17 protein-coding genes and 3 tRNA genes are annotated in these 18,867 nt (G+C 65.9%); 10 read left to right on the forward strand and 10 right to left on the reverse strand.

Translation table 11 applies throughout. The features are described 5' to 3' along the window. Positions 1-48 precede the first annotated feature (48 nt). Positions 49-423, forward strand: a complete 375-nt coding sequence (locus AAHB08_RS09435; protein WP_342058783.1) for a cupin domain-containing protein — start codon at positions 49-51, stop codon at positions 421-423. Between the two features lie 191 nt (positions 424-614). Here the strand turns inward: AAHB08_RS09435 and AAHB08_RS09440 are convergent, their stop codons facing one another. The 6 genes from AAHB08_RS09440 to AAHB08_RS09470 form a co-directional block, all read right to left on the reverse strand. After that, positions 615-872 (reverse strand): DUF1272 domain-containing protein, encoded by a 258-nt coding sequence (locus tag AAHB08_RS09440; protein WP_342058784.1) that lies wholly within the window; start codon positions 870-872, stop codon positions 615-617. A 44-nt stretch (positions 873-916) separates the two neighbouring features. After that, complete coding sequence (locus AAHB08_RS09445) at positions 917-1,246, reverse strand: DHCW motif cupin fold protein (protein ID WP_139439708.1); 330 nt, start codon at positions 1,244-1,246, stop codon at positions 917-919. Positions 1,247-1,370: 124 nt separating this feature from the next. After that, positions 1,371-3,218, reverse strand: a complete 1,848-nt coding sequence (locus tag AAHB08_RS09450) for a peptidase U32 family protein (protein ID WP_342058785.1) — start codon at positions 3,216-3,218, stop codon at positions 1,371-1,373. A 316-nt stretch (positions 3,219-3,534) separates the two neighbouring features. Then, positions 3,535-3,735: a hypothetical protein gene (locus AAHB08_RS21145; RefSeq protein WP_446699520.1), complete on the reverse strand. Its 201-nt coding sequence runs from the start codon at positions 3,733-3,735 to the stop codon at positions 3,535-3,537. 19 nt (positions 3,736-3,754) lie between these two features. Next, positions 3,755-4,366: a LysE family translocator gene (locus AAHB08_RS09465; protein ID WP_342058786.1), complete on the reverse strand. Its 612-nt coding sequence runs from the start codon at positions 4,364-4,366 to the stop codon at positions 3,755-3,757. 128 nt (positions 4,367-4,494) lie between these two features. Next, entirely contained in the window at positions 4,495-5,448 is a 954-nt protein-coding gene (locus tag AAHB08_RS09470) for a LysR family transcriptional regulator (protein ID WP_319917100.1), read from the reverse strand. A 201-nt stretch (positions 5,449-5,649) separates the two neighbouring features. Between AAHB08_RS09470 and AAHB08_RS09475 the strand changes: the two genes are divergently transcribed. From AAHB08_RS09475 to AAHB08_RS09495, 5 genes are all read left to right on the forward strand, one after another. Then, entirely contained in the window at positions 5,650-6,738 is a 1,089-nt protein-coding gene (locus AAHB08_RS09475; RefSeq protein ID WP_265436593.1) for a ketoacyl-ACP synthase III, read from the forward strand. Between the two features lie 230 nt (positions 6,739-6,968). Next, a tRNA-Tyr gene (locus AAHB08_RS09480) sits at positions 6,969-7,053 on the forward strand. 43 nt (positions 7,054-7,096) lie between these two features. Further along, a tRNA-Tyr gene (locus AAHB08_RS09485) sits at positions 7,097-7,181 on the forward strand. A gap of 45 nt (positions 7,182-7,226) precedes the next feature. Continuing rightward, positions 7,227-7,311: transfer RNA gene (locus tag AAHB08_RS09490), tRNA-Tyr, on the forward strand. Positions 7,312-7,448: 137 nt separating this feature from the next. Continuing rightward, a complete protein-coding gene (locus AAHB08_RS09495) occupies positions 7,449-7,724 on the forward strand; it encodes a hypothetical protein (RefSeq protein ID WP_342058787.1) in 276 nt (91 codons plus the stop codon). A 27-nt stretch (positions 7,725-7,751) separates the two neighbouring features. Here the strand turns inward: AAHB08_RS09495 and AAHB08_RS09500 are convergent, their stop codons facing one another. Continuing rightward, on the reverse strand, positions 7,752-8,588 hold the full coding sequence (locus tag AAHB08_RS09500; RefSeq protein WP_342058788.1) for a patatin-like phospholipase family protein: 837 nt from the start codon (positions 8,586-8,588) through the stop codon (positions 7,752-7,754). A gap of 143 nt (positions 8,589-8,731) precedes the next feature. Here AAHB08_RS09500 and AAHB08_RS09505 point away from each other — a divergent pair, with 143 nt between their 5' ends. Then, the gene (locus AAHB08_RS09505) at positions 8,732-10,099 is read left to right on the forward strand and encodes an endonuclease/exonuclease/phosphatase family protein (RefSeq protein WP_342058789.1); all 1,368 of its coding nucleotides are present in this window, start codon (positions 8,732-8,734) and stop codon (positions 10,097-10,099) included. Between the two features lie 61 nt (positions 10,100-10,160). Here the strand turns inward: AAHB08_RS09505 and AAHB08_RS09510 are convergent, their stop codons facing one another. Genes AAHB08_RS09510 through dsrO form a run of 3 tightly spaced genes read right to left on the reverse strand, consistent with a single transcriptional unit; the run spans position 10,161 to position 15,161 of the window. Continuing rightward, the gene (locus AAHB08_RS09510) at positions 10,161-13,268 is read right to left on the reverse strand and encodes a tetrathionate reductase subunit A (RefSeq protein ID WP_342058790.1); all 3,108 of its coding nucleotides are present in this window, start codon (positions 13,266-13,268) and stop codon (positions 10,161-10,163) included. After that, positions 13,268-14,389 (reverse strand): NrfD/PsrC family molybdoenzyme membrane anchor subunit, encoded by a 1,122-nt coding sequence (gene nrfD / locus AAHB08_RS09515; RefSeq protein WP_342058791.1) that lies wholly within the window; start codon positions 14,387-14,389, stop codon positions 13,268-13,270. The genes AAHB08_RS09510 and nrfD overlap by 1 nt, the downstream gene beginning before the upstream one ends. Further along, positions 14,376-15,161, reverse strand: coding sequence for a sulfate reduction electron transfer complex DsrMKJOP subunit DsrO (dsrO, locus tag AAHB08_RS09520; RefSeq protein WP_342058792.1), 786 nt, complete (start codon positions 15,159-15,161; stop codon positions 14,376-14,378). The genes nrfD and dsrO overlap by 14 nt, the downstream gene beginning before the upstream one ends. Before the next feature lie 291 nt (positions 15,162-15,452). On the opposite strand from dsrO, the gene AAHB08_RS09525 reads away from it, so the two are divergent. From AAHB08_RS09525 to pepE, 3 genes are all read left to right on the forward strand, one after another. Continuing rightward, the gene (locus tag AAHB08_RS09525; protein ID WP_446699522.1) at positions 15,453-17,288 is read left to right on the forward strand and encodes a sensor histidine kinase; all 1,836 of its coding nucleotides are present in this window, start codon (positions 15,453-15,455) and stop codon (positions 17,286-17,288) included. Between the two features lies 1 nt (position 17,289). Further along, on the forward strand, positions 17,290-17,901 hold the full coding sequence (locus AAHB08_RS09530; RefSeq protein WP_319913077.1) for a response regulator transcription factor: 612 nt from the start codon (positions 17,290-17,292) through the stop codon (positions 17,899-17,901). Between the two features lie 141 nt (positions 17,902-18,042). Beyond that, on the forward strand, positions 18,043-18,783 hold the full coding sequence (gene pepE / locus AAHB08_RS09535) for a dipeptidase PepE (RefSeq protein WP_342058794.1): 741 nt from the start codon (positions 18,043-18,045) through the stop codon (positions 18,781-18,783). Positions 18,784-18,867 lie beyond the last annotated feature (84 nt).

Genomic DNA, 18,867 nt, shown 5'->3' on the forward strand with positions numbered 1-18,867 from the left:
GATCCGATCGCGGCCATTGCCGCGATCCGTTTGAAACGAGGAGGAAACATGTCCACTCCAGTCACCGTCACTGAATTCCAGGTGAAGTCCCACGGCGCCCCAGACGAGGTGCGCACCCCCGACAAGACCCGGGTCGAGGTCGTCAAACTCGATGGCTACACCGTAGGGCGGTTCAACTTCGCCCCCGGCTGGCGCTGGTCTGACTGCATCAAACCGGTCGTCAAGACAGAGCAGTGCCAGCTCTCGCATCTGGGTTACGCCGTCTCGGGGTCGCTCACGGTCCGTCTCGCAGACGGCACCCTCAAGACCATCAACGCCGGGGAGTCCTACACCATACCGCCGGGGCACGATGCCTGGGTCGAGGGCGATCAGCCGTTCGTTGGCATAGAGGTGCTCAGCGCCGATCAGTTCGCCAAACCATAGTGTGTCGTCGGCAACCTGCCAGGGTTGCGACCGAACCCACCGGTGGGCGCTCGCCCACCGGTACAGACCTCCCAGCAGCCTCGTCTTGTCCACCCGTCATGGTTCCACAGCCATACCGTTTCCCCCTGACGGCTGGCGGCGTAGGCAAGAATTCACATGGTGCCGCTTGCCCGCATGTGTGCCCGGCAGCCCTAGCGTCCCTTGCTCAAGGCCGCTTTCAGGGCCGGATTGAAGACGCGCTTGAGGGAGGCGGGGTTGTTCACCAGCTTGGCCGCCGGGCGGCGCGGGCGCCTCACCAGCTCGCCGCCGCAGTTGGGGCAGGTCAGGTGCAGATACTGATCGTTGCACTCGGCGCAGAAGGTGCACTCGAAGGAGCAGATATAGGCGACCGCTGTGTCGGCGGGCAGATCCCGGTCACAGCATTCACAGTTCGGTCTGAGTTCAAGCATGGGCAAGCTCCTGAAGCACAAGGGGAAACGGGAGAGCGCGCGGCTCAGTCGACGATAAAGAGTCGGGCGCCCAGTTCGGTGTAAGAGCGATGGGGCTCGGCGTTGTCCGCCACCTGATAGCTCATGCCCGGCGTCAGGGTGAAGACGCGGCCATCCTGCAGCTCGGTGTGCAGCTCCCCCTCGAGACAGAGCAGCACGTGCCCCTTGCTGCACCAGTGATCCGCCAGATAGCCGGGGGAGTACTCCACCATCCGCACCCGCAGCGCCCCGAACTGCTGGGTGTGCCAGCGGGCGACGCCGCGCTCCCCCTGGTGTTCGGTCGGCGGGATGTCGGCCCAGCGGGTCGTGCAAAACGGCAGTGCATTGATGTTCATGACAGCTCCTTTGTCAGCAGAGGAAGGCTTGGGGAAGGCGGCTCACCACGGGACATCCGTGACAAGGCAGCCCCCTCATACTGCCATCAAATCCGCCCCTGCCCTATGCCCACACGGGCAGCCATCACCCCTTGAGGCTGCCCATCACCTGCATCTCGCAGCGGTGGCAGTCAAAGCGCAGGCGGAAGGTATCCTTGCCCATCTTCAATTCCAGCGGCTCGGCCTTGAGACCGGGCACCTCCTTCGGGCAGAGCTGCTGGCTGTAGCGGATACAGTGTTTGGTGATCATCAGCACCACCTCCCCCTGCTCCTTGTTCGCCTCATAGGCGGGGGCGATGCGCCCCACCCCGTGCTCGCGAAAGAACTGCTCCGCCGCGCTGTTCAGCACGTTGCCGAGGTAGGAGAGGCGGTGATGGGGATAGGTGACGTCGCTCAGGGGGATGCGCCGCTCGGGTCGCCGGGAGGCGGCCAGACGAGCCGCCTCCAGGGCGGCGATGCCGTCCCGGCGCAGGCCGTTGAGCAGGGATGCGGCAATAAATAGCGGCCTCGTGACCACCAACTCAATCCGGCGTGCCACAAACAGGGTATTGCCGAGTTTGCCGAGCTGGTCCCGGGCCTGTTGCAGCGCCCGCGCCGGGTTGTCGGCCGGCTGCTTGTCGCAGGGGAGCGTGACGGCGGCGCCTATGCCCTGCTCGTCCACCAGTTCGAGTCGCAATCCCTCGTCGCACTCGACGAGATCCATATCCACCCGGATGCGGCGATCCGCGCTCGCCTTTTCGAGCTGCTTGCTGAATGCCTGATCGTGGTTGCGGAAGATCTCGGTGCCCACCTTCAGCCCCGGCATGCGCTCCGACATCAGTAACTGCTTGCCCTCCACCTTGTTCAGGCGCATCCCCACCAGCTCGCCCCCCGGCTTGAAGAAGCCGAGGCCGTCGCCATTGTTGAGGCTCACGGGCTTGCCGTCGATCTCGATGCCGTCGCGGGTCACCCTGCTGACGCGGCCCAGGGGTTCACCGACATATTTCGGGCTCCTGGTGGCGTCTATCCCCGGCTGGCGGCCGTGGAGGAAGTAGTCGGTGCTGCCCCGGTTGAAGCTCTTCTTCGGATCCGGTGTGAAGCCGTAGCTGCAACGACCGGCGGAAGCAGCCACCAGATCGGGGCGGCGCTCCAGGATGGCGTCCAGCTTCTGGCGATACCAGGCGGTGACATTCTTGACGTAGTCCAGTCCCTTGAGGCGCCCCTCGATCTTGAAGGAGCGGATGCCAGCTGCGATCAGCGCCTCCAGGTTTGCGCTCTGATCCATGTCCTTGAGGGACAACAGGTGGCTGTTCTCCACCAGCACCTCCCCCCCTGGGGTTTGCAGGGAGCAGGGCAGCCGGCAGAGCTGGGCGCACTCGCCGCGGTTCGCGCTGCGCCCGGTGCGGGCATGGCTGATGTTGCACTGGCCGCTGTAGGAGACGCACAGGGCCCCGTGGATAAAGAACTCCAGCTGCACCTGGGTCTGGGCGCTGATGGCACGGATCTGCTCGAGGGAGAGTTCTCGGGCCAGCACCACCTGGGAGAAGCCCACATCCTGCAGAAACTTCACCTTTTCCGGCGTGCGGTTGTCGGTCTGGGTGCTGGCGTGCAGCGCTATGGGAGGGAGGTCGAGCGCCAGCAGCCCCATGTCCTGCACGATAAGCGCATCGGCCCCGGCTTCGTAGATCTGATGGGTCAGGCGCCGGGCCTGCTCCAGCTCGTGGTCGTGCAGCAAGGTGTTGAAGGCGACGAACACCTGGGCGCCGAAGCGGTGGGCGTGGCGCGCCAGCGCTTCGATGTCCTCGATGCTGTTACCCGCCGCGCTGCGGGCACCGAAGGCGGGGCCGCCCATGTAGACGGCATCGGCGCCATGGTTGATGGCTTCGATGCCATAGGCGAGGTTCCTGGCCGGGGCCAGCAGCTCGAGGCGGTTAGTCTGGGTGTGATCCTGCATGGGTCTGATCTGAAGGCGGACGAGAAATGCCCGTCACTCTAGCGAGACCGGGCGCCCTTCGCCTTGATCCCGCTTAAGATCACCGCAGAATGCAGGATTGACCCGGTACAAGGACAAGCACATCTGGCTGCCCCTCCCCCCCCCCTTCTCCCGCCAGGGGAGAGGGGGCAGAGAGGGTGCCGACTACGCTGGCACCCGACGCGGGTCTAGATCACCACCTTGAGCGCCAATCCCAGCAGCACCAGGCCGCTCACCTTGTCGATCACGAAGGACTTGGCCTTGAGCCAGGAGAGCCATGGACTGACCGCGGGAGAGCTCAGATCACCACCTTGAGCGCCAATCCCAGCAGCACCAGGCCGCTCACCTTGTCGATCACGAAGGATTTGGCCTTGAGCCAGGAGAGCCACTGACTGACCGCGGGAGAGCTCAGATCACCACCTTGAGCGCCAATCCCAGCAGCACCAGACCGCTCACCTTGTCGATCACGAAGGATTTGGCCTTGGGCCAGGAGAGCCATGGACTGACCGCGGGAGAGCTCAGATCACCACCTTGAGCGCCAGTCCCAGCAGCACCAGGCCGCTCACCTTGTCGATCACGAAGGACTTGGCCTTGAGCCAGGAGAGCACAGGACCACGGGAGAGCACCAGGGCCACCAGCACGTACCAGAGCGCGTCTATGCCTCCGGCGGTCAGCATCATGATGCTCCCCTCGCGCCAGCCGGTATCGGCGTGAACGAACTGGCTGAACAGGGCGATGAAGAAGATGGCGAGCTGGGGGTTCAAGAAGGCCACCATAAAGCCTTCGAACGCCCCCTGACGGCCACGGGCACCGTGCACCGTCTCGTCGGCAGCGTCGCCACTGGCGGGCTTGGCCAGCAACGCCTTGATCCCGAGCCAGGCGAGGAAGGCGGCGCCGCCGTAGCGGATCAGATCAAACAGCAGCGGGGTCTGGGTGATCAGCAGCGAGAGACCCAGCGCCGTGATAAGGGCGTAGATCCCCACCCCCAGGCCGTGGCCGAGCGCAGTGGCCACCCCGTGGCCCTGCCCTCCCTGCACCGTATTGCGGATGATCAGCGCCAGGCTGGGCCCCGGACTGATGGCCCCCATCACGCAAATGGCGGCGAGCGCCAGCCAACTCGTCATTTCCATACCCTCTCCTTCTCTCTAGTCGAATGTCTCTACCTGGGATCAGGGTAGGAGGCGGCCAGCTATGCCAGAAGTGAAAGTTATGAATAGAGTCCATAGCCAGCGGCTATAGGCTGGCATAACAAACTGTCCTAGCGGAGGTGGTCCGTCTTCAGATCCAGCTGCTTGCGGCTCTCCCCCAGGGTGCGCTGCAGGTGATCCCGCAGGAAGGGGTAGGCCAGCTCGCGAAACCAGCGGTGGGCCGGATCCAGGTGGTGGCGCTGGTGCCACAGCAGATGATACTGCTGGACCCGGGTGGCGAAGGGCAGATCGCAAAAACTCAGGGCGTGCTCCCGGGAGAGCTGCCAGGCGATGTGGGCCGGGGTGGTCATCAGGCAGTCGGTGCGCAGCAGCACCTCCACCGCCGCCTGGAAGAAGGGCACCCGGGCGAACCAGCGGCGGGAGAGCCCCAGGGGGGCCAGCACCTGCTCCACCGGGCTGTCCTTGTCGCCGCCGCCGCTCACCTGCAGATGAGGCCAGGCGAGGTAGTCATCCAGGCTGGGCGCCGTGCCCGAGAGCGGATGGTGGCGCCCCATCAGCATCACCAGCCTGTCCTCCCCCTGGTGCAGGCCGCGGATCTGATCCGGCACCAGCTCGGTGATGGTGGAGACCAGATCCAGCTCGGACTGCCACAGCTGCGGCAGCTGGCGCTTGTCCCACAGGCTGTACTCCAGCGCCGCCAGGGGGGCGGCCCTGGCCAGGGCCGCGCAGATGTCGGGCAGGATATGCTGGGCCACGTAGTCGGAAGAGGCGAGCCGGAACACCCGCTCGCAGCGCTCGGGAGCAAACTCGGGCGCCGCATAGAGCCGCTCCAGGGCACCGAGGGAATCGGCAAGCGCCGCCGCCAGGCTCTCGGCCCGCGGCGTCAGCAGCCAGCGCTGTCCCTCCCGCACCAGCAGCTCGTCACCAAACTCGCTGCGAAGCTGGCCGAGCTGCTTGCTGATGGAGGGCTGGCTCAGGTGCAGCAGCTCCGCCGCCCGGCTGATGTTGCGGGTCTCCAGCAACACCTTGAGGGTGGGCAAGAGGTTGAGATTCGCTTTGTGCACTGACAACACCTCGGGAAGGGAGAGCCTGGGTCGGCTCTCATCTTAAGACAAGGAGAAGCGGGAATTTAAGCAAAATCACCACCTTGTTCCCCCTGCGCCCCCTTGCGCTCCCCTCCCCGCGGGATGACACTGGGAAGCCTGTACGACATAATTGCGCACTTTTCCGCCCGCGGGCGATCCACAACAAGAAGCGATAACAAGATGAAATACGCCAATATCACCGGCTGGGGCAAATGCCTCCCCCCCGCAGTGCTGACCAACGATGATCTCAGCACCATCATGGATACCTCGGATGAGTGGATCTATCCGCGTACCGGCATCAAGGCCCGCCGAGTCTCCCACGTCAGCACCCAGGCACTCGCCACCCTGGCCGCCCGCCGCGCCCTGGCCTGCGCCGGTCTGGACGCTGGTGAACTCGATGGTATCATACTGGCCACCGCCACCCCGGGCACGCTGGTCCCGAACTGTGCCTCTGCCGTGCAGCAGGCCCTGGGCGCCCACAAGGCGGCGGTGTTCGACCTCAATGCCGCCTGCACCGGCTTCGTCTACGCGCTCTCGGTCGCCACCTCCCTGGTGCAGACCGGCATGATGCAGAAGGTACTGGTGATAGGCGCCGAGCGTCTCATCCAGTTGCTGGACTGGGCCAAGCGCGACACTGCAGTGCTGTTTGGCGACGGCGCCGGCGCCGTGGTGATAGAGGCGAGCGAGCAGAAGAGCGGCCTGATTGCCAGCAAGCTCGGCTGTGACAGCGAGGCACGGGAGATACTGCACGTGCCGAACTTCGGGACGGATCGGGTGCGTTTCGCCGACATCGACGGACTGTTCACCTTCAACTTCGAGGGGCAGGAGATCTTCAAGCGCGCCGTGCGCGGCATGGGCGAGGCCACAGGTGCCGTGCTGGCCCAGGCTGGCATAGCCCCCGAGCAAGTCGACCTCATAGTCCCGCACCAGGCCAACGTGCGCATCATAGAGACCCTGGCCAAGCGCATGAACGCCCCCATGGAGAAGGTGATGGTCAATATCGAGCAATACGGCAATACCTCGGCCGCCACCGTGCCCATCGCCCTGTGCGAGGCGCTGGAGCAGGGCCGGGTCAAGCCAGGCAGCCACCTGCTGACCGCCGCCTTCGGGGCCGGCCTGACCTGGGGCGCCGCCCTCATCAAATGGGGCCCTCGCGTCACCCCGCTTGGCCAATGCGACGAGGAGCTGCCCCCCTGCGAGCAGAGCGCCCTCGAGCTCATCGCCCACGCGGTTCAGGGCTGCCAGCAGGCGCGCACCTCAGACGCCTGAGCCTCGCCACACCCACCCTCTCCCGCATAAAAAAAGAGGAGCCCATCGTGGCTCCTCTGTCCATGCCCTCCCTGCCGGCCCCCTCGGACATCGGCATAAAAGTCATTGAAAAGCGTGAATTTTGAGCGAAACATATCAAAAAATAACCAGTTGACACTTTTTTGTCGTCAGAATGCGGCCAAGGGGTTCACAACCTTGCCGGATCTGGTAGTATGCGGCCTCGCACTTGGGGAGGGGTTCCCGAGCGGCCAAAGGGATCAGACTGTAAATCTGACGGCTCTGCCTTCGAAGGTTCGAATCCTTCTCCCTCCACCATTCAAGTGCGTCAAGTAAGTAAAAAATCAGGAAAATACCCCGTGGAGGGGTTCCCGAGCGGCCAAAGGGATCAGACTGTAAATCTGACGGCTCTGCCTTCGAAGGTTCGAATCCTTCTCCCTCCACCATCTTCCTGCATTGCGTGAAAGGCCTGTAAAAAGTAGTACCCCTGTGGAGGGGTTCCCGAGCGGCCAAAGGGATCAGACTGTAAATCTGACGGCTCTGCCTTCGAAGGTTCGAATCCTTCTCCCTCCACCATCCTTCAGAAAACCCGGCCTGGCGCCGGGTTTTCGCTTTTCTGGAAAGATTCCATTTGGCACTGTCAGATCTGACAATTGCCCTGCCCCCGCTTTTTCGAAACAGTAGAAGCCTCGAGTCGCAAGGAACGCCCTCATATGTTTGAAATCTGGGATGAAAGGGGCCGTGAGCAAGGGCTGACGCTGCCCGAGCTGCAACAACGACTGCACAACTATCAGGGTGACGTCATGGTGCGCTATCTCAACCGCCTCGGCCTGCCGAGCACCCTGTTCCTGACCGTTGCGCAAGGCCAGGCCTACCAACGCTTCAAGGCCGGCTCCCCCAAGCTCGACTGGGAGTGGCTGGCCCAGGCCATGCATACTGTTCATGTCTCTGAGATCAAGATGCAGCAACTGAATAACGCTCTCCCTTAAACATCGCTTTCCCTATGGTCAGCCCGTTCACTGTGCGCCCAGATAAACCTGTGCCGCCTGCCACCCCATCAGATAACCCTGTTCCAGTCGTGCCGAATCTGTGGTCATGCGACCGACCCTGAACGCCTCGGGTGGATAGATGAGCCGGATGCGGCAATCCGCGGGTGGATTAAGGATGAAGTCGATGGCGTCGTTGTAGCTCTGATGGCGGGCCAGGCTGGCGCGGGCCAGCGCCGGGGTCTGCCGCAGCAGGTAGCGGTGCAGGGCGGGCAGACGCGGCGCCCGCTTGCGATAGCCGAGCGGGCGGGAGAGCACCACTGTGATGTCCCGCGCCCCCTGCTCATAGGCGTGGCGCACCGGGATGGAGTCAGCTACCCCGCCGTCGGTCATCGCCTCGCCCCCCAACCGCACGAAGTCGCGATAGGCTAGCGGCACCGAGCAGGAGGCCTTGATCTGCTGCTCCAACTCCTCCACCGTCGCCTTGAGATAGGCGGCCTGCCCGTCCGAGACTCTGGTGGTCACCACCGTCAGCGGCACAGGGTTAGCGGCAAACCGCGCCAGATCGAGCCGGCACTCGCGGATGGTGATCTCCCACAGCCAGTCGAGATCCAGCCAATGACCGCCGCGCATGAACTTCGCCAGGCTGATGAACTCGGGGCGACAGGAGTAATCCGTGATGACTCTGTGGTTGCGCCCCTGCTGGCCGGCCAGGAAGGCCGCCAGATTGACCGCCCCCGCCGAGACACCTATGCAGTGATCGAACGCCGTCACTCCCCTGGCCATGAAGGCATCCAGCACCCCGGCGGCAAAGATACCGCGCATGGCGCCCCCCTCGACCACCAGGGCCGTTTGTTGCCGACTCATCTCCTCTCTCCTCCGCGCTACGCTGTGAATGGACTCACACTTTGGCTCATTCAGAGCCCGTTTCAGATCTGCATCTCTATAATGGGCCCGCCTGGGCCTCTTCGGTACCCTGGCATAACCTGTTGATGCTACGGAATATTACAATGAAAAATAGCCACAAGACCCTGCTCGCCGCTGCCATTTCCCTCGGATTGATGGCAGGCTGTCACAGCAACAATGACTCCAAGGCCCCAGATCCCATGGTTCGCTTCGCTACCTTCAACCTCTCCTTCGATCGCACCGCCCCCGGCATGCTGAGCGGGGAACTGGCCCTGACCCGCGCCGCCCAGGACGCCCTGCTGGCCCGCCTCGCCGACGGCACCTTGAGCGGGGCAGAGAAGACCAGGGCCCTCGACGTGCAGCAGATCCGCAATATCGCCGAGATAGTGCAGCGCACCCGGCCGGACGTCTTCCTGCTCAACGAGTTCGACAACGACGGCAAGGGGGAGAGCGCAGCCGATCTGAAGGCCTTCAACGACAACTACCTGGCCCATGCCCAGCACGGCGAGGTGCAGGCCATCAGCTACCCTGTGATGCAGAATTTCGCCACCAACACAGGGCTGATGAGCGGCCATGACCTCAACCTGGATGGCAAGCGCAACAGCGGGCCGGACGACGCCTGGGGCTTTGGCAACTACCACGGCCAGTACGCCTTCGCCCTGATGTCGCAGTATCCCATCGACACCAAGGGGATCCGCACCTTCCAGCACTTCAAGTGGAAGGACATACCGGGCGAGACGAACCCCGTCATCGACGACTGCAACAACCCCAGGGCGCCGATCCCGGCGGGCCGCCAGTGCGGCGAACCCTGGTATGACGACGCCGCCTGGGCGCAGTTCCCACTCTCCTCCAAGAACCACGCGGACGTGCCGGTGCGGGTCAAGACCGCCAAGGGGGAAGAAGTGATCCATTTCCTCATCTCCCACCCGACGCCCCCCATCTTTGGCAATGCGGCGCGCCACAACGTCAAGCACAACAGGGCCGAGGTCGCCTTCTGGCAGGACTATGTGGAGAGCGCCAGCTACATGGTGGACGACGCCGGCAAGGCGGGCGGCCTGCCCGCGGGTGCCAAGTTCGTCATCGCCGGCGATCTCAACGCCGATCCCCAGATTGGCGATGGCGACCTGACCGCCATTCAGGATCTGCACAACCATGTGCTGGTCAACCAGGCGGTCACCAATGGCGCCCTGATCCCGGTGAGCCAGGGGGGCCCGGAGTGCCTCGCCAGCCAGCCGGACCTGTGCAAGCGCAACAACAACCGCACCACCCCGGAGCGCATCACCAGCAGCAGCGGCCTGCAGCTCGATCACCTGATCCCCTCCGCCAACCTCAATGCCATCGCCTCTGGGGTGTTCTGGCCCGCCAGCTTCGAGCCGGGCTACCACCTGGTGTATGACGCACAGCGCGGCATCGCCAAGGGGGTCAGCTCGGATCACCGCCTGGTGTGGGTGGACTTCGAACTGGACCAGTGATGTTCAGGATCACGCAATGAAGAGCGGGGCCATGATGGCCCCGCTTTTTTTGCATCTGGCGCTACACCAGCTTCTCCAACCGGGCCGGCAGGCCCTGGCGCGCCGAGGAGCCGATGGCCCAGTCCACCAGGGGGTAGCGGCCGTGACGGCTGGGATCCAGCACCGCCAGATCGTTGAGGTTCACCCCGGCGCCGCGCAGGGCACTGGCCACCACCTCCTTACCGTCGACCCAATGCGCCCTCGCCCCCAGCTCCTTGTGACCGAAGCCGTGCTCGATGGCGATGGCATCTTCCTGCACCCCGGCCACGCACTCCGCCAGCCCGATCACGCTGCCATTGGGGGTGCTGACCCGCACCCTGTCCCCGCTCACTATGCCAAGGCGGGCCGCCGTCTCCACGTTGAGCCGCACCCCGTTGCTGGGGTGCACCTGACGCAGGCGATCCGAGCCTATGCTCATGGAGCTCATGGTGTGGGACTTGTAGCTGGTGAGCAGCAGGGGCCACTGGGCCGGCTTGAACGCCTCGTTGAGCGGCGTGCCGTCCGCGAGCTGGGGGCGGAAGAAGCGCGGGGTGCCGCTCAAGAATTGACCGCTCTGACTGTGGCGCCGGCTGCCCACCGCCGGGTTCCACAGCATCAACGGCTTGGGCCAGCGCTTGCTCGGCTGACCCGATTCATCGCGCCCCTTGGCCACCGGCTCGAAGCGCCCGCCTCGGGCGAAGAGATAGGCGGCGCGGCCCGCCTCTTCCGCACTCAGGGTGGCGTTCAGCACCGGCAGGATCCGCTCCACCCCGGACCAGGCGAGATCCTCGGGACCGATGGGAGGCACAGGCTCGCCGAGATAGGCGACGTTGGCCGCCCCGTAGAGGGAGAAGTCCGCCGCCTTGTTCAGGGCGTGCAGCTTGCCATCCGCCCCTTTGAGGGCCCCCTCGCCAAAGCCCGGCAACCCCAGCCGCTTCGCCACCGCGATAAAGAAGGACTCCATGCAGACCGGATCCCCCGAGGCTGTCTTGGCGACTCTTGGCTCCACCACGGGCCAGCGGCCGGTGGAGACCTTGGTCATGACCCCGTGCCAGGCCGTGGCCCAGCCCCAGGACTCGTAGGTCAGGGTGTCAGGCACTATGTAATCCGACAGCGCCGAGGATTCGTTGATGAAGCTGTCGATGCTGACAAAGAGCGGCAGCACGGCAGGGTCCTTGAGCTGCTCGCCGATGGCATGGCTGAGCCCCGCCTGACCATAGAGGGGGTTGCCCATGTGGTTGATCCAGGCCTTGGCGCGATAGGGATAACCGCTCACCGCCGCGGTCAGGTGCTCGCCGAGCAATGGGCCGGAGAGTGGGAACCAGGGCTCGTGGGCCGGATAGGGGTTCTGCCCCGCCTCTTTCTTGCGGCGATATTCCGAGGTCTGCTCATAGGGGAACTTGGAGCGCGACAGGAAGACCCCGGCGGGTTTGACCATGCCGGGGAAGCTCGCGAGATCGTAGCGCGGCCCGGCCCCGAAGGGGTCTAACTTGCCGCCGCTCGCCACGGCGCCGCCCCGGGCGTTGAGGTTCCCTATCATGGCGTTGAGCATCATGATGGCCCAGGCCGAATAGAAGCCGTTGGCGCTCATGGTGCCACCATGGGTGATCACCGCCGCCCGGGTGCCGTGGCTGGTGAACTCCCGCGCCAGCTCGACGATGTCTGCCACCGGCACGGCGCACTCGGCGCTGTATTGCTCGAGAGAGTGCTCCCGGCTCGCCTCGGCCAGCAGCTGGAAGCTGCTCTTGACCCTGAGCTCCCCGCCCGGAGTCGAAATGCTGCGCGCCACCCAGAGCCGGGCCCGCTCACACTGGCCTGCGGGTCTCGGCGAGTCGCTCCCCTCCTCGACCACCAGCACCGCATCCCCCTCGCCATAGGGTTCACCGCCATAAGGCAGCCCCAGATCGCTGGCGTGCAGCATCTGGCCGAAGCGGAGGTGGGACTCGTCGCAGACAACCAGATGGCTGGCGTTGCAAAAGCCGCGATAGCCGGCCCGCTCGGCGGCGGCAGCATGGGGGGCCGCCAGGAAGGGCTCGGCGTAACGCTCGTTGTCGATGATCCAGCGCAGCATGGCCATGGCCAGGGCCGAGTCGGTGGCGGGCCGGATGGGCAGCCAGCGGTTGGCGGGGGCGGAGGGCAGGTTCACCGTGTTCGGCAGGCTGGGGGCCACCACCACGTAGGAGAACGGCTTGCCCTGCCGCGCCCGCCCCGCCGCCAGCTGGCGGGACTGGCGCTTGAAGGGGTTGCCGGACTGCTGGGGGGAAGTGCCCATGAACAGCAGGAAGTCGCTCTCGTCCCAGTCAGGCTTGAGGTGGGCGTTCTTCTCCAGATCGTCCAGCAGGGCGCCGGCCCCGACCCGGAACGACAGGCCGCAGTAGGCGCCGTGGTTCGCGAAATTGCGGGTGCCGAAGCTGTTGAAGGTGAAGCGCTTGATGAAGGCGTCGCGCCCCTCGTCCGAGGCGTTGCTCACCAGCAGCTGGTTGGCCCTGGGGCCATATTCCGGGTTCGCCGGGTCCAGCGGCTCGGCGAGGTTGCGGATGGCCCGCAGCCCCTCCACTTTCCCCTCCCCGAACAGGTCACCCCCCTCTACCACCTCCTCGATCAGCTGCTCGAAGGGGATGCTCTGCCAGCGGCCGCTACCGCGGGGGCCGACCCGCTTGAGGCAGCGGGTGACCCTGTGGGGGCTGTCGAGCTGCTCCAGCATGGCGTTGCCCCGGGCGCAGGCGGTGGAGCGCCCCTCCAGCCCCCCTTCCTGATAGCCGCTGGTAGCGAGCAGCGCCTGCTTGACTGGCGTCTTGAAGTCGATGTGATGCAGGGCGGAGAGGGGGTGATAGGGGTTGCCCAGGATCCGCACTATCCTGTCGCTCTCGTTGTCGATGCGGGCCCGCACCCCGCACAGGGTCCAGCAGCCGAGGCACATGGTGTTGGCGAGGCGCTGATCCGGGTTGGGATGAAGCTCCCCCTGCCCGTCGACCCTGTACTCCACGGCGAGCGAGTTGCCGTGAATGGGATCCCGGGTCGGCTTGCCGGAGCTGCCGGTGGCCACCCCGCTCGCCACCTGCTTGAGGGTGTCGCTGTAACCGGCCACGAAGAGCCCTGTGCCCCCGGCGATGGCGGCCCCTTTGAGAAACTTGCGTTTGCTGTGATCCATCAGAGTGCCTCGCGAGCGGAGTTGGCTGCCTGGGTGGCAGAGGAAGTGGTGACGGATGGCAGAGCCGGAGCCCGCACCAGTTCGGAGAACGCCACCAGTAGGGCCAGCAGCAGGCCGAAGGTGCCGAGGATGCCGAGCACCCCGGCCGGTCCCCAGGCGATGTCGTAGAGATAGACCCCGGCCCCGTATTTCGGGACCAGCTGCCCCTGGATAAGCACCAGCCAGCGCAGGCCCCACACCAGGTGCAGTGCCAGCAGCCCCAGGCCCCAGGTTTGCAGGCGGGGGGAGAGTCTTGCTCCAGCCAGCAGCAGCAGGCCGAGCAGCCCCAGGGTCAGCAGCAGCCAGTGGGCCGCCAGCCGCCAGCTGGGATCCAGCCGATAGAGGGCACTCGCCTCAGCCGCCGAGGCGCCGCCAGACAGGGCCCAGCCCAGCAGGGAGAGGGCGAGCAGTGCCAGGGTCGGGCGGATCTGGCGCAGCAGCCCCGCCTCGGTATGCTGCTGCCAGCCAGCCAGCAGGCGATTGAGCAGCAGCAGGGCGCTCTGGGCCGCCAGCAGGGCGCTCAGCGCCAGCAGCCAGGGCAACCAGGGGGTATGCCAGAGCGGGCGTGCCTGCACCGCCATGGTCTCGAGCCCGGTGTAGAGGGCGATGCTGAGACCGCTCAAGGCAGCCACCACCGCAAGGGGCCTTAGCCACGCATGACCGGACCAGCTCCCCAGGCAGAGCAGCCGCGCCAGGGCGGCCACCCTGTCATGCTCCTCGCCGCGCCTGGCCAGGGCGGGCCTTAGCAGCAGCCAGCCGAGCAGCATGGAGAGCAGGCTGAACAGGGGCAGCAGGTAGGCGCCATACCACATGATGGAGGTGAAGCGGGTCTGGGCGTAGAAGTGCCAGGCCCGGGCCGGCTGGTGCAGATCCGCGGTCAGGGCGATGGGGGCCACCAGCCCTGCTGCCACCATCAGCACGGCGGCCAGAGTCTGCAGTCGCGGGTCCTGCGCCTTGCGCCACAGATCAAAGGCGCCGAGCCAGAGGGCACCGTAAGCGAGGCCAATGAGAAAGAAATATTGCACCGCCCAGGGCAGCCAGGTGATGGGCTGAGCCGGGGCCAGCAGTTCATGAATGGTCATGGGCTATCTCCTTGCCGTCGTCGCCGAGCAGGGTGCGCTGCGGCGGATGGCCGTCGATCTTGCTGACGAAGGCCTCATCCATGCCCAGATAGAAGACCCGCGGCTGGGTATGGGCCTCGGGCTTGAGTACCTTGATGGCGGGCTCGTATTCCCGCAGCAGCCGGCTGATCCGGCTTTTCGGGTCGCTTAAGTCCCCTATGATGCGCGCCTCGCCGACGCAGCTCTCCACGCAGGCAGGCAAGAGTCCCGCCTCCAGCCGGTGGGCGCAGAAGGTGCACTTGTCGGCGGTGTTGGTCTCGTGGTTGATGAAGCGAGCGTCGTAGGGGCAGGCCTGCACGCAGTAGCCGCAGCCGACGCACCAGTCGTTGTTGACCACGACGATGCCGTCGTCGCGCTGGAAGGTGGCCCCCGTGGGGCAGACATCGAGGCAGGCGGGCTCGGCGCAGTGGTTGCACAGCCTCGGCAGCATCAAGAGGGAGGCGGGAGCCTCGAGGGCCGCCACGTCGCTCACCTCGTACTGGCTCACCGTGGTGCGAAACTGGCCGAGGGGGGGCTGGTTTTCCATGGTGCAGGCCACGGTGCAGGCCTGGCAACCGACGCAGCGGCGCAAGTCGATCAGCATGCCGTAACGCTTGCGCCCGTCCCCGCGACTGATGGCCGCCCGCCCATTGCGGGGAACGGGGACGGACTGGGCCTGAGTCACGGGGATCAGGGCCGCCCCTGCGGTGAGGGCGGCGATCCCGGATAACAATCGGCGCTTGCTGGGCTCCATGGCGTCTTTCCTTCTGCTGAGCTGGCTTCCCCGAAAGGGGGGTTGGGCCGATTGTCCGCAACGCAGGAAGTCGCCTCTATTGTGGTTTTCCACATACCGGGAGCCGGGTTGATCCAGCGCAATAAAACCGGCCCCATAACCGCCAAACTGTGACCAAAGCCCCATTCGCCGCCCCATCACGGCGCCAGGGCGGCCCAGCACATCGCCCCGGTGATAGACTGGCCTCCCCATCAGCCGCCCAAGGAGAGCGCCCTGTTCCGTCACGCCCCCTCATCGCCCGCCCGCAAGTCCCTGCTTGCCCTGTTGCTCTGGCTCTGGCTCGCCCCCGCCCTGGCAGGATCTGTGCCGCCCCAGGCAGAGTCGGCGCTGGCCCGGAGCGAGCCGGTCCGCATAGGGGTGCTGGCAACCCGCGGCCCGGCGCTGGCCAGGGCACAGTGGCAGCCGCTGATGGCGTGGCTGGACGAGCGCGTGCCAGCGCGGCGCTTCGCGCTGGTGCCCCTGGAGCTCGATGCGCTGGCCGAGGCCGTCGCGCAAAGCAGGCTCGACTTTGTCATCACCAACCCGGGCCAGTCGGTGAGCCTGGCGCGCCAGTATCCTCTGGCCTGGCTCGCCACCCTCAAGAGCCCGGCAGGAGGGGACAACCTCGCCATCGGCGCCGCCCTGGTGGTGCGCGCCCATGCCCCCTATCTGCACTGGCAGGATCTCGAGGGGCAGCCGGTCGCCGCCGTGTCGGAAAACGCCTTCGGCGGCTACCTCGCCTACCGCTTCGAGGCAGACATGCAGGGGATCAGGCTGGAGCGCTTCTTCTCCACCGTGCGCTTCACCGGCTTTCCCCTGGACCGGCTCATCGAGCAGCTGGCGGCAGGGGACGTCGCCGCCGCCATAGTGCCGGTCTGCCAGCTGGAGCGCATGGTGCGGGAGGGCAAGGTCGCCGCCTCGGATTTTCGGGTACTGGACAACCAGGCACCGGCGGGCTTTGGCTGCCAGAGCTCGACCAGGCTCTACCCGAACTGGGCCTTCGCCCAGACGGAGCAGGCCTCCCCAGCGCTCGCCCTGGCGGTGACGCGAGCGCTGTTCGACCTGCCCGCACACAGCGAGGCGGCCATGGCCGCCGATTCGGCGGGCTGGACAGTGCCCACCAGCCAGCTCGCCATCGACCGCCTGCTCAAGGCGCTGGATCGCCACCCCCTGCAGGGCCCCTGGTGGCAATCGGCCTGGCACTGGCTGCGCCAGCATCAGCAGTGGGGCTGGGGCGCCCTGGCGCTGGTGCTGCTGCTCGGCGGTCACCACCTGCTGCTGCAACGGCTGTTCAACCGCAGCCAACGCCGACTGCTCGCCACCCGCCAGCAACTCGAGGAGAAGGGGCGCCAGCTCGAGCAGGCCAGACGCCTCGCCGAACTCGGTGAACTCGGCGCCAACGTGGCCCACGAGATCAACCAGCCTCTCACCGCCATCGCCAACTACAGCCAGGGTGCCCTGCTGCGCCTGGCGAGACAGGGGCAGGATCCCTCCCAGGAACCCCTGCGCCAGGCCCTGGAGCAGATCGGTCTGCAAGTCCAGCGCATCACCCAGACCGTCAACCGGCTGAGATCCCGGCTGCAGAAGCGCCCCCGCCAAGCCGGGCCCACTGACCTGGTCGCCCTGGTGGAGGGTCTGCAACCCCTGCTCGGTCAGATGTTGACCCCCCTCGGGGTCACCTTCACCCTGCGCTGGCAGGGGCAGCCGCGCCTGCTCCCCCTGGATGGCACCGGGGTGGAGCAGTTGCTGATGAACCTCATCAAGAATGGCGCCGAGAGCGCGGCCCGAACGGACGGTCCAGCGGCGCAAAGGGCTGAGCCTGGCCGGGTCGAGCTGCTTGTCACCTTCGAGGCGGAGCTATTGGTCCTGGAGATCCGCGACAACGGCCCCGGCCTGAGGATGCCAGAGGCCTGGCTGCAGCAGGCGTTTCACAGCGACAAGGACGACGGCATGGGGCTGGGGCTCGCCATCTGCCGGGACGTGGTCGAGTCTCATCATGGTCAGCTCGCCTTGAGCAACCTGAGCCCCCATGGCTGCCTGGCCCGGGTGACCCTGCCCGCCCCTCGGCAGCGGCTTGGGGCCGCGTCCCCTCTCAATCCAAGGAGCTGATATGCAGTCCACTGACCGCCCTCCCCTCTATCTGGTCGATGACGACCAGGCCGTGCTCGACTCCCTGCGCTTCATGCTGGAGAGCTGCGACGAGCGGCCGCTGCACTGCTTTGCCGACGGCGAGCGCTTCCTGGCAGAGGTCGATCTGCGCCTGCCCGCCTGCCTCATCCTGGATTGCCGCATGCCGGGGCTGTCGGGCCCCGAGGTGCAGCAGCGGCTGAAGGCGGCCCAGAGCCCCATCGCCATCCTGTTTCTCACCGGCCACGGTGAGGTGCCCCTGGCGGTGGAGTCCCTAAAACAGGGGGCGGTGGATTTCTTGCAAAAGCCGGTGCAGCTTGCCCCTTTGCTCGCCGCCATGGCGCGGGCCGAACAGGCGACGCAGAGTGCGGCCACCCGTTTCGCCCAACTGGCCGCCTATCAGCGGCTCACCCCCCGCGAACACCAGCTGTTGCAGCTCATCGCCCGGGGTCACAAGAACCAGCAGATAGCGCAGGATCTCTGCATCTCGGTGCGCACCGTCGAGGTGTGCCGCGCCAGCCTGATGAAGCGCCTCGAGGTGGGCTCACTGGCCGAGCTGATGCTGCTCTATGCGGCGGTCAACGGGCAGCCATGACTGGCCCACGCCATGGGCAAAGCCAACCCCGGGACACAAAACGCGGCGAGATCACACACTTGGTACCGTCTTGGGGGTAGAGTAGCCCCTTCCCTTTATCAGGACGGACCGAGGTCCTGCGCATTATTTCGAGGAGACAACATGGAACTGCTTCTGCTCAGCAACGGCAAAACCACAGAACACCCGGGCCTGCTCGGCTGGGCCCGCGACCGGGTGCAGACCCTGCTCGCCCGCAAACAGGTCAAGCGCATCCTGCTCATCCCCTATGCGGTGATCCGCAGCGACTGGGATGCCCGCGCCCAGGATCTCACCGAGAGCCTGGGGGTGGAGACCATCAGCATCCACCAGTTCGACGATCCCGTGGCGGCCATCAATCAGGCAGACGCCATCTTCATCAGCGGCGGCAACACCTGGCGCCTGAACCAGCTGCTGCACGAATACGGCCTGGTGGTGCCCATACAGCGCGCCGTGCGCGAACGGGGCGTGCCCTATGTGGGCTGGAGCGCAGGCTGCAACGTGGCGACTCCGAGCATACGCACCACCAACGACATGCCGGTGTGCAGCGCCGCCGTGCTGCCGGCGCTGGGCCTGTTCCCGCTGCAGATCAATCCCCACTATCTGGACGCCAGCATCAGCGGCCACATGGGGGAGACCCGGGACGAGCGGCTCGCCGAGTTCTGCGCCATCAATCCGAGCGAGTTCGTGGTGGCCCTGCGCGAAGCCAGCCTGCTGCAGATCAGCGGCGAGAGCGGCAGCGAGACAGTCGAGTACTGGAGCGTGCGCGGCGAGGGCTTCAAGATCTTCAAGCACGGTGAAACGATCCAGGAGCATGAGGACGCCGCCCCCCTGGCCGCCCTCACCCCCTTCACCCCCAAGATCTGAGTCAGGGGCGCAGCAATGAAAAGAGGGATGGCCATGGCCATCCCTCTTTCGTTTGCCCGCTCGCGCCGGGGTGATGCCCCGCAA

Source organism: Aeromonas sp. OTU364, from assembly GCF_038440395.1.
Taxonomy (GTDB): Bacteria; Pseudomonadota; Gammaproteobacteria; order Enterobacterales; family Aeromonadaceae; genus Aeromonas.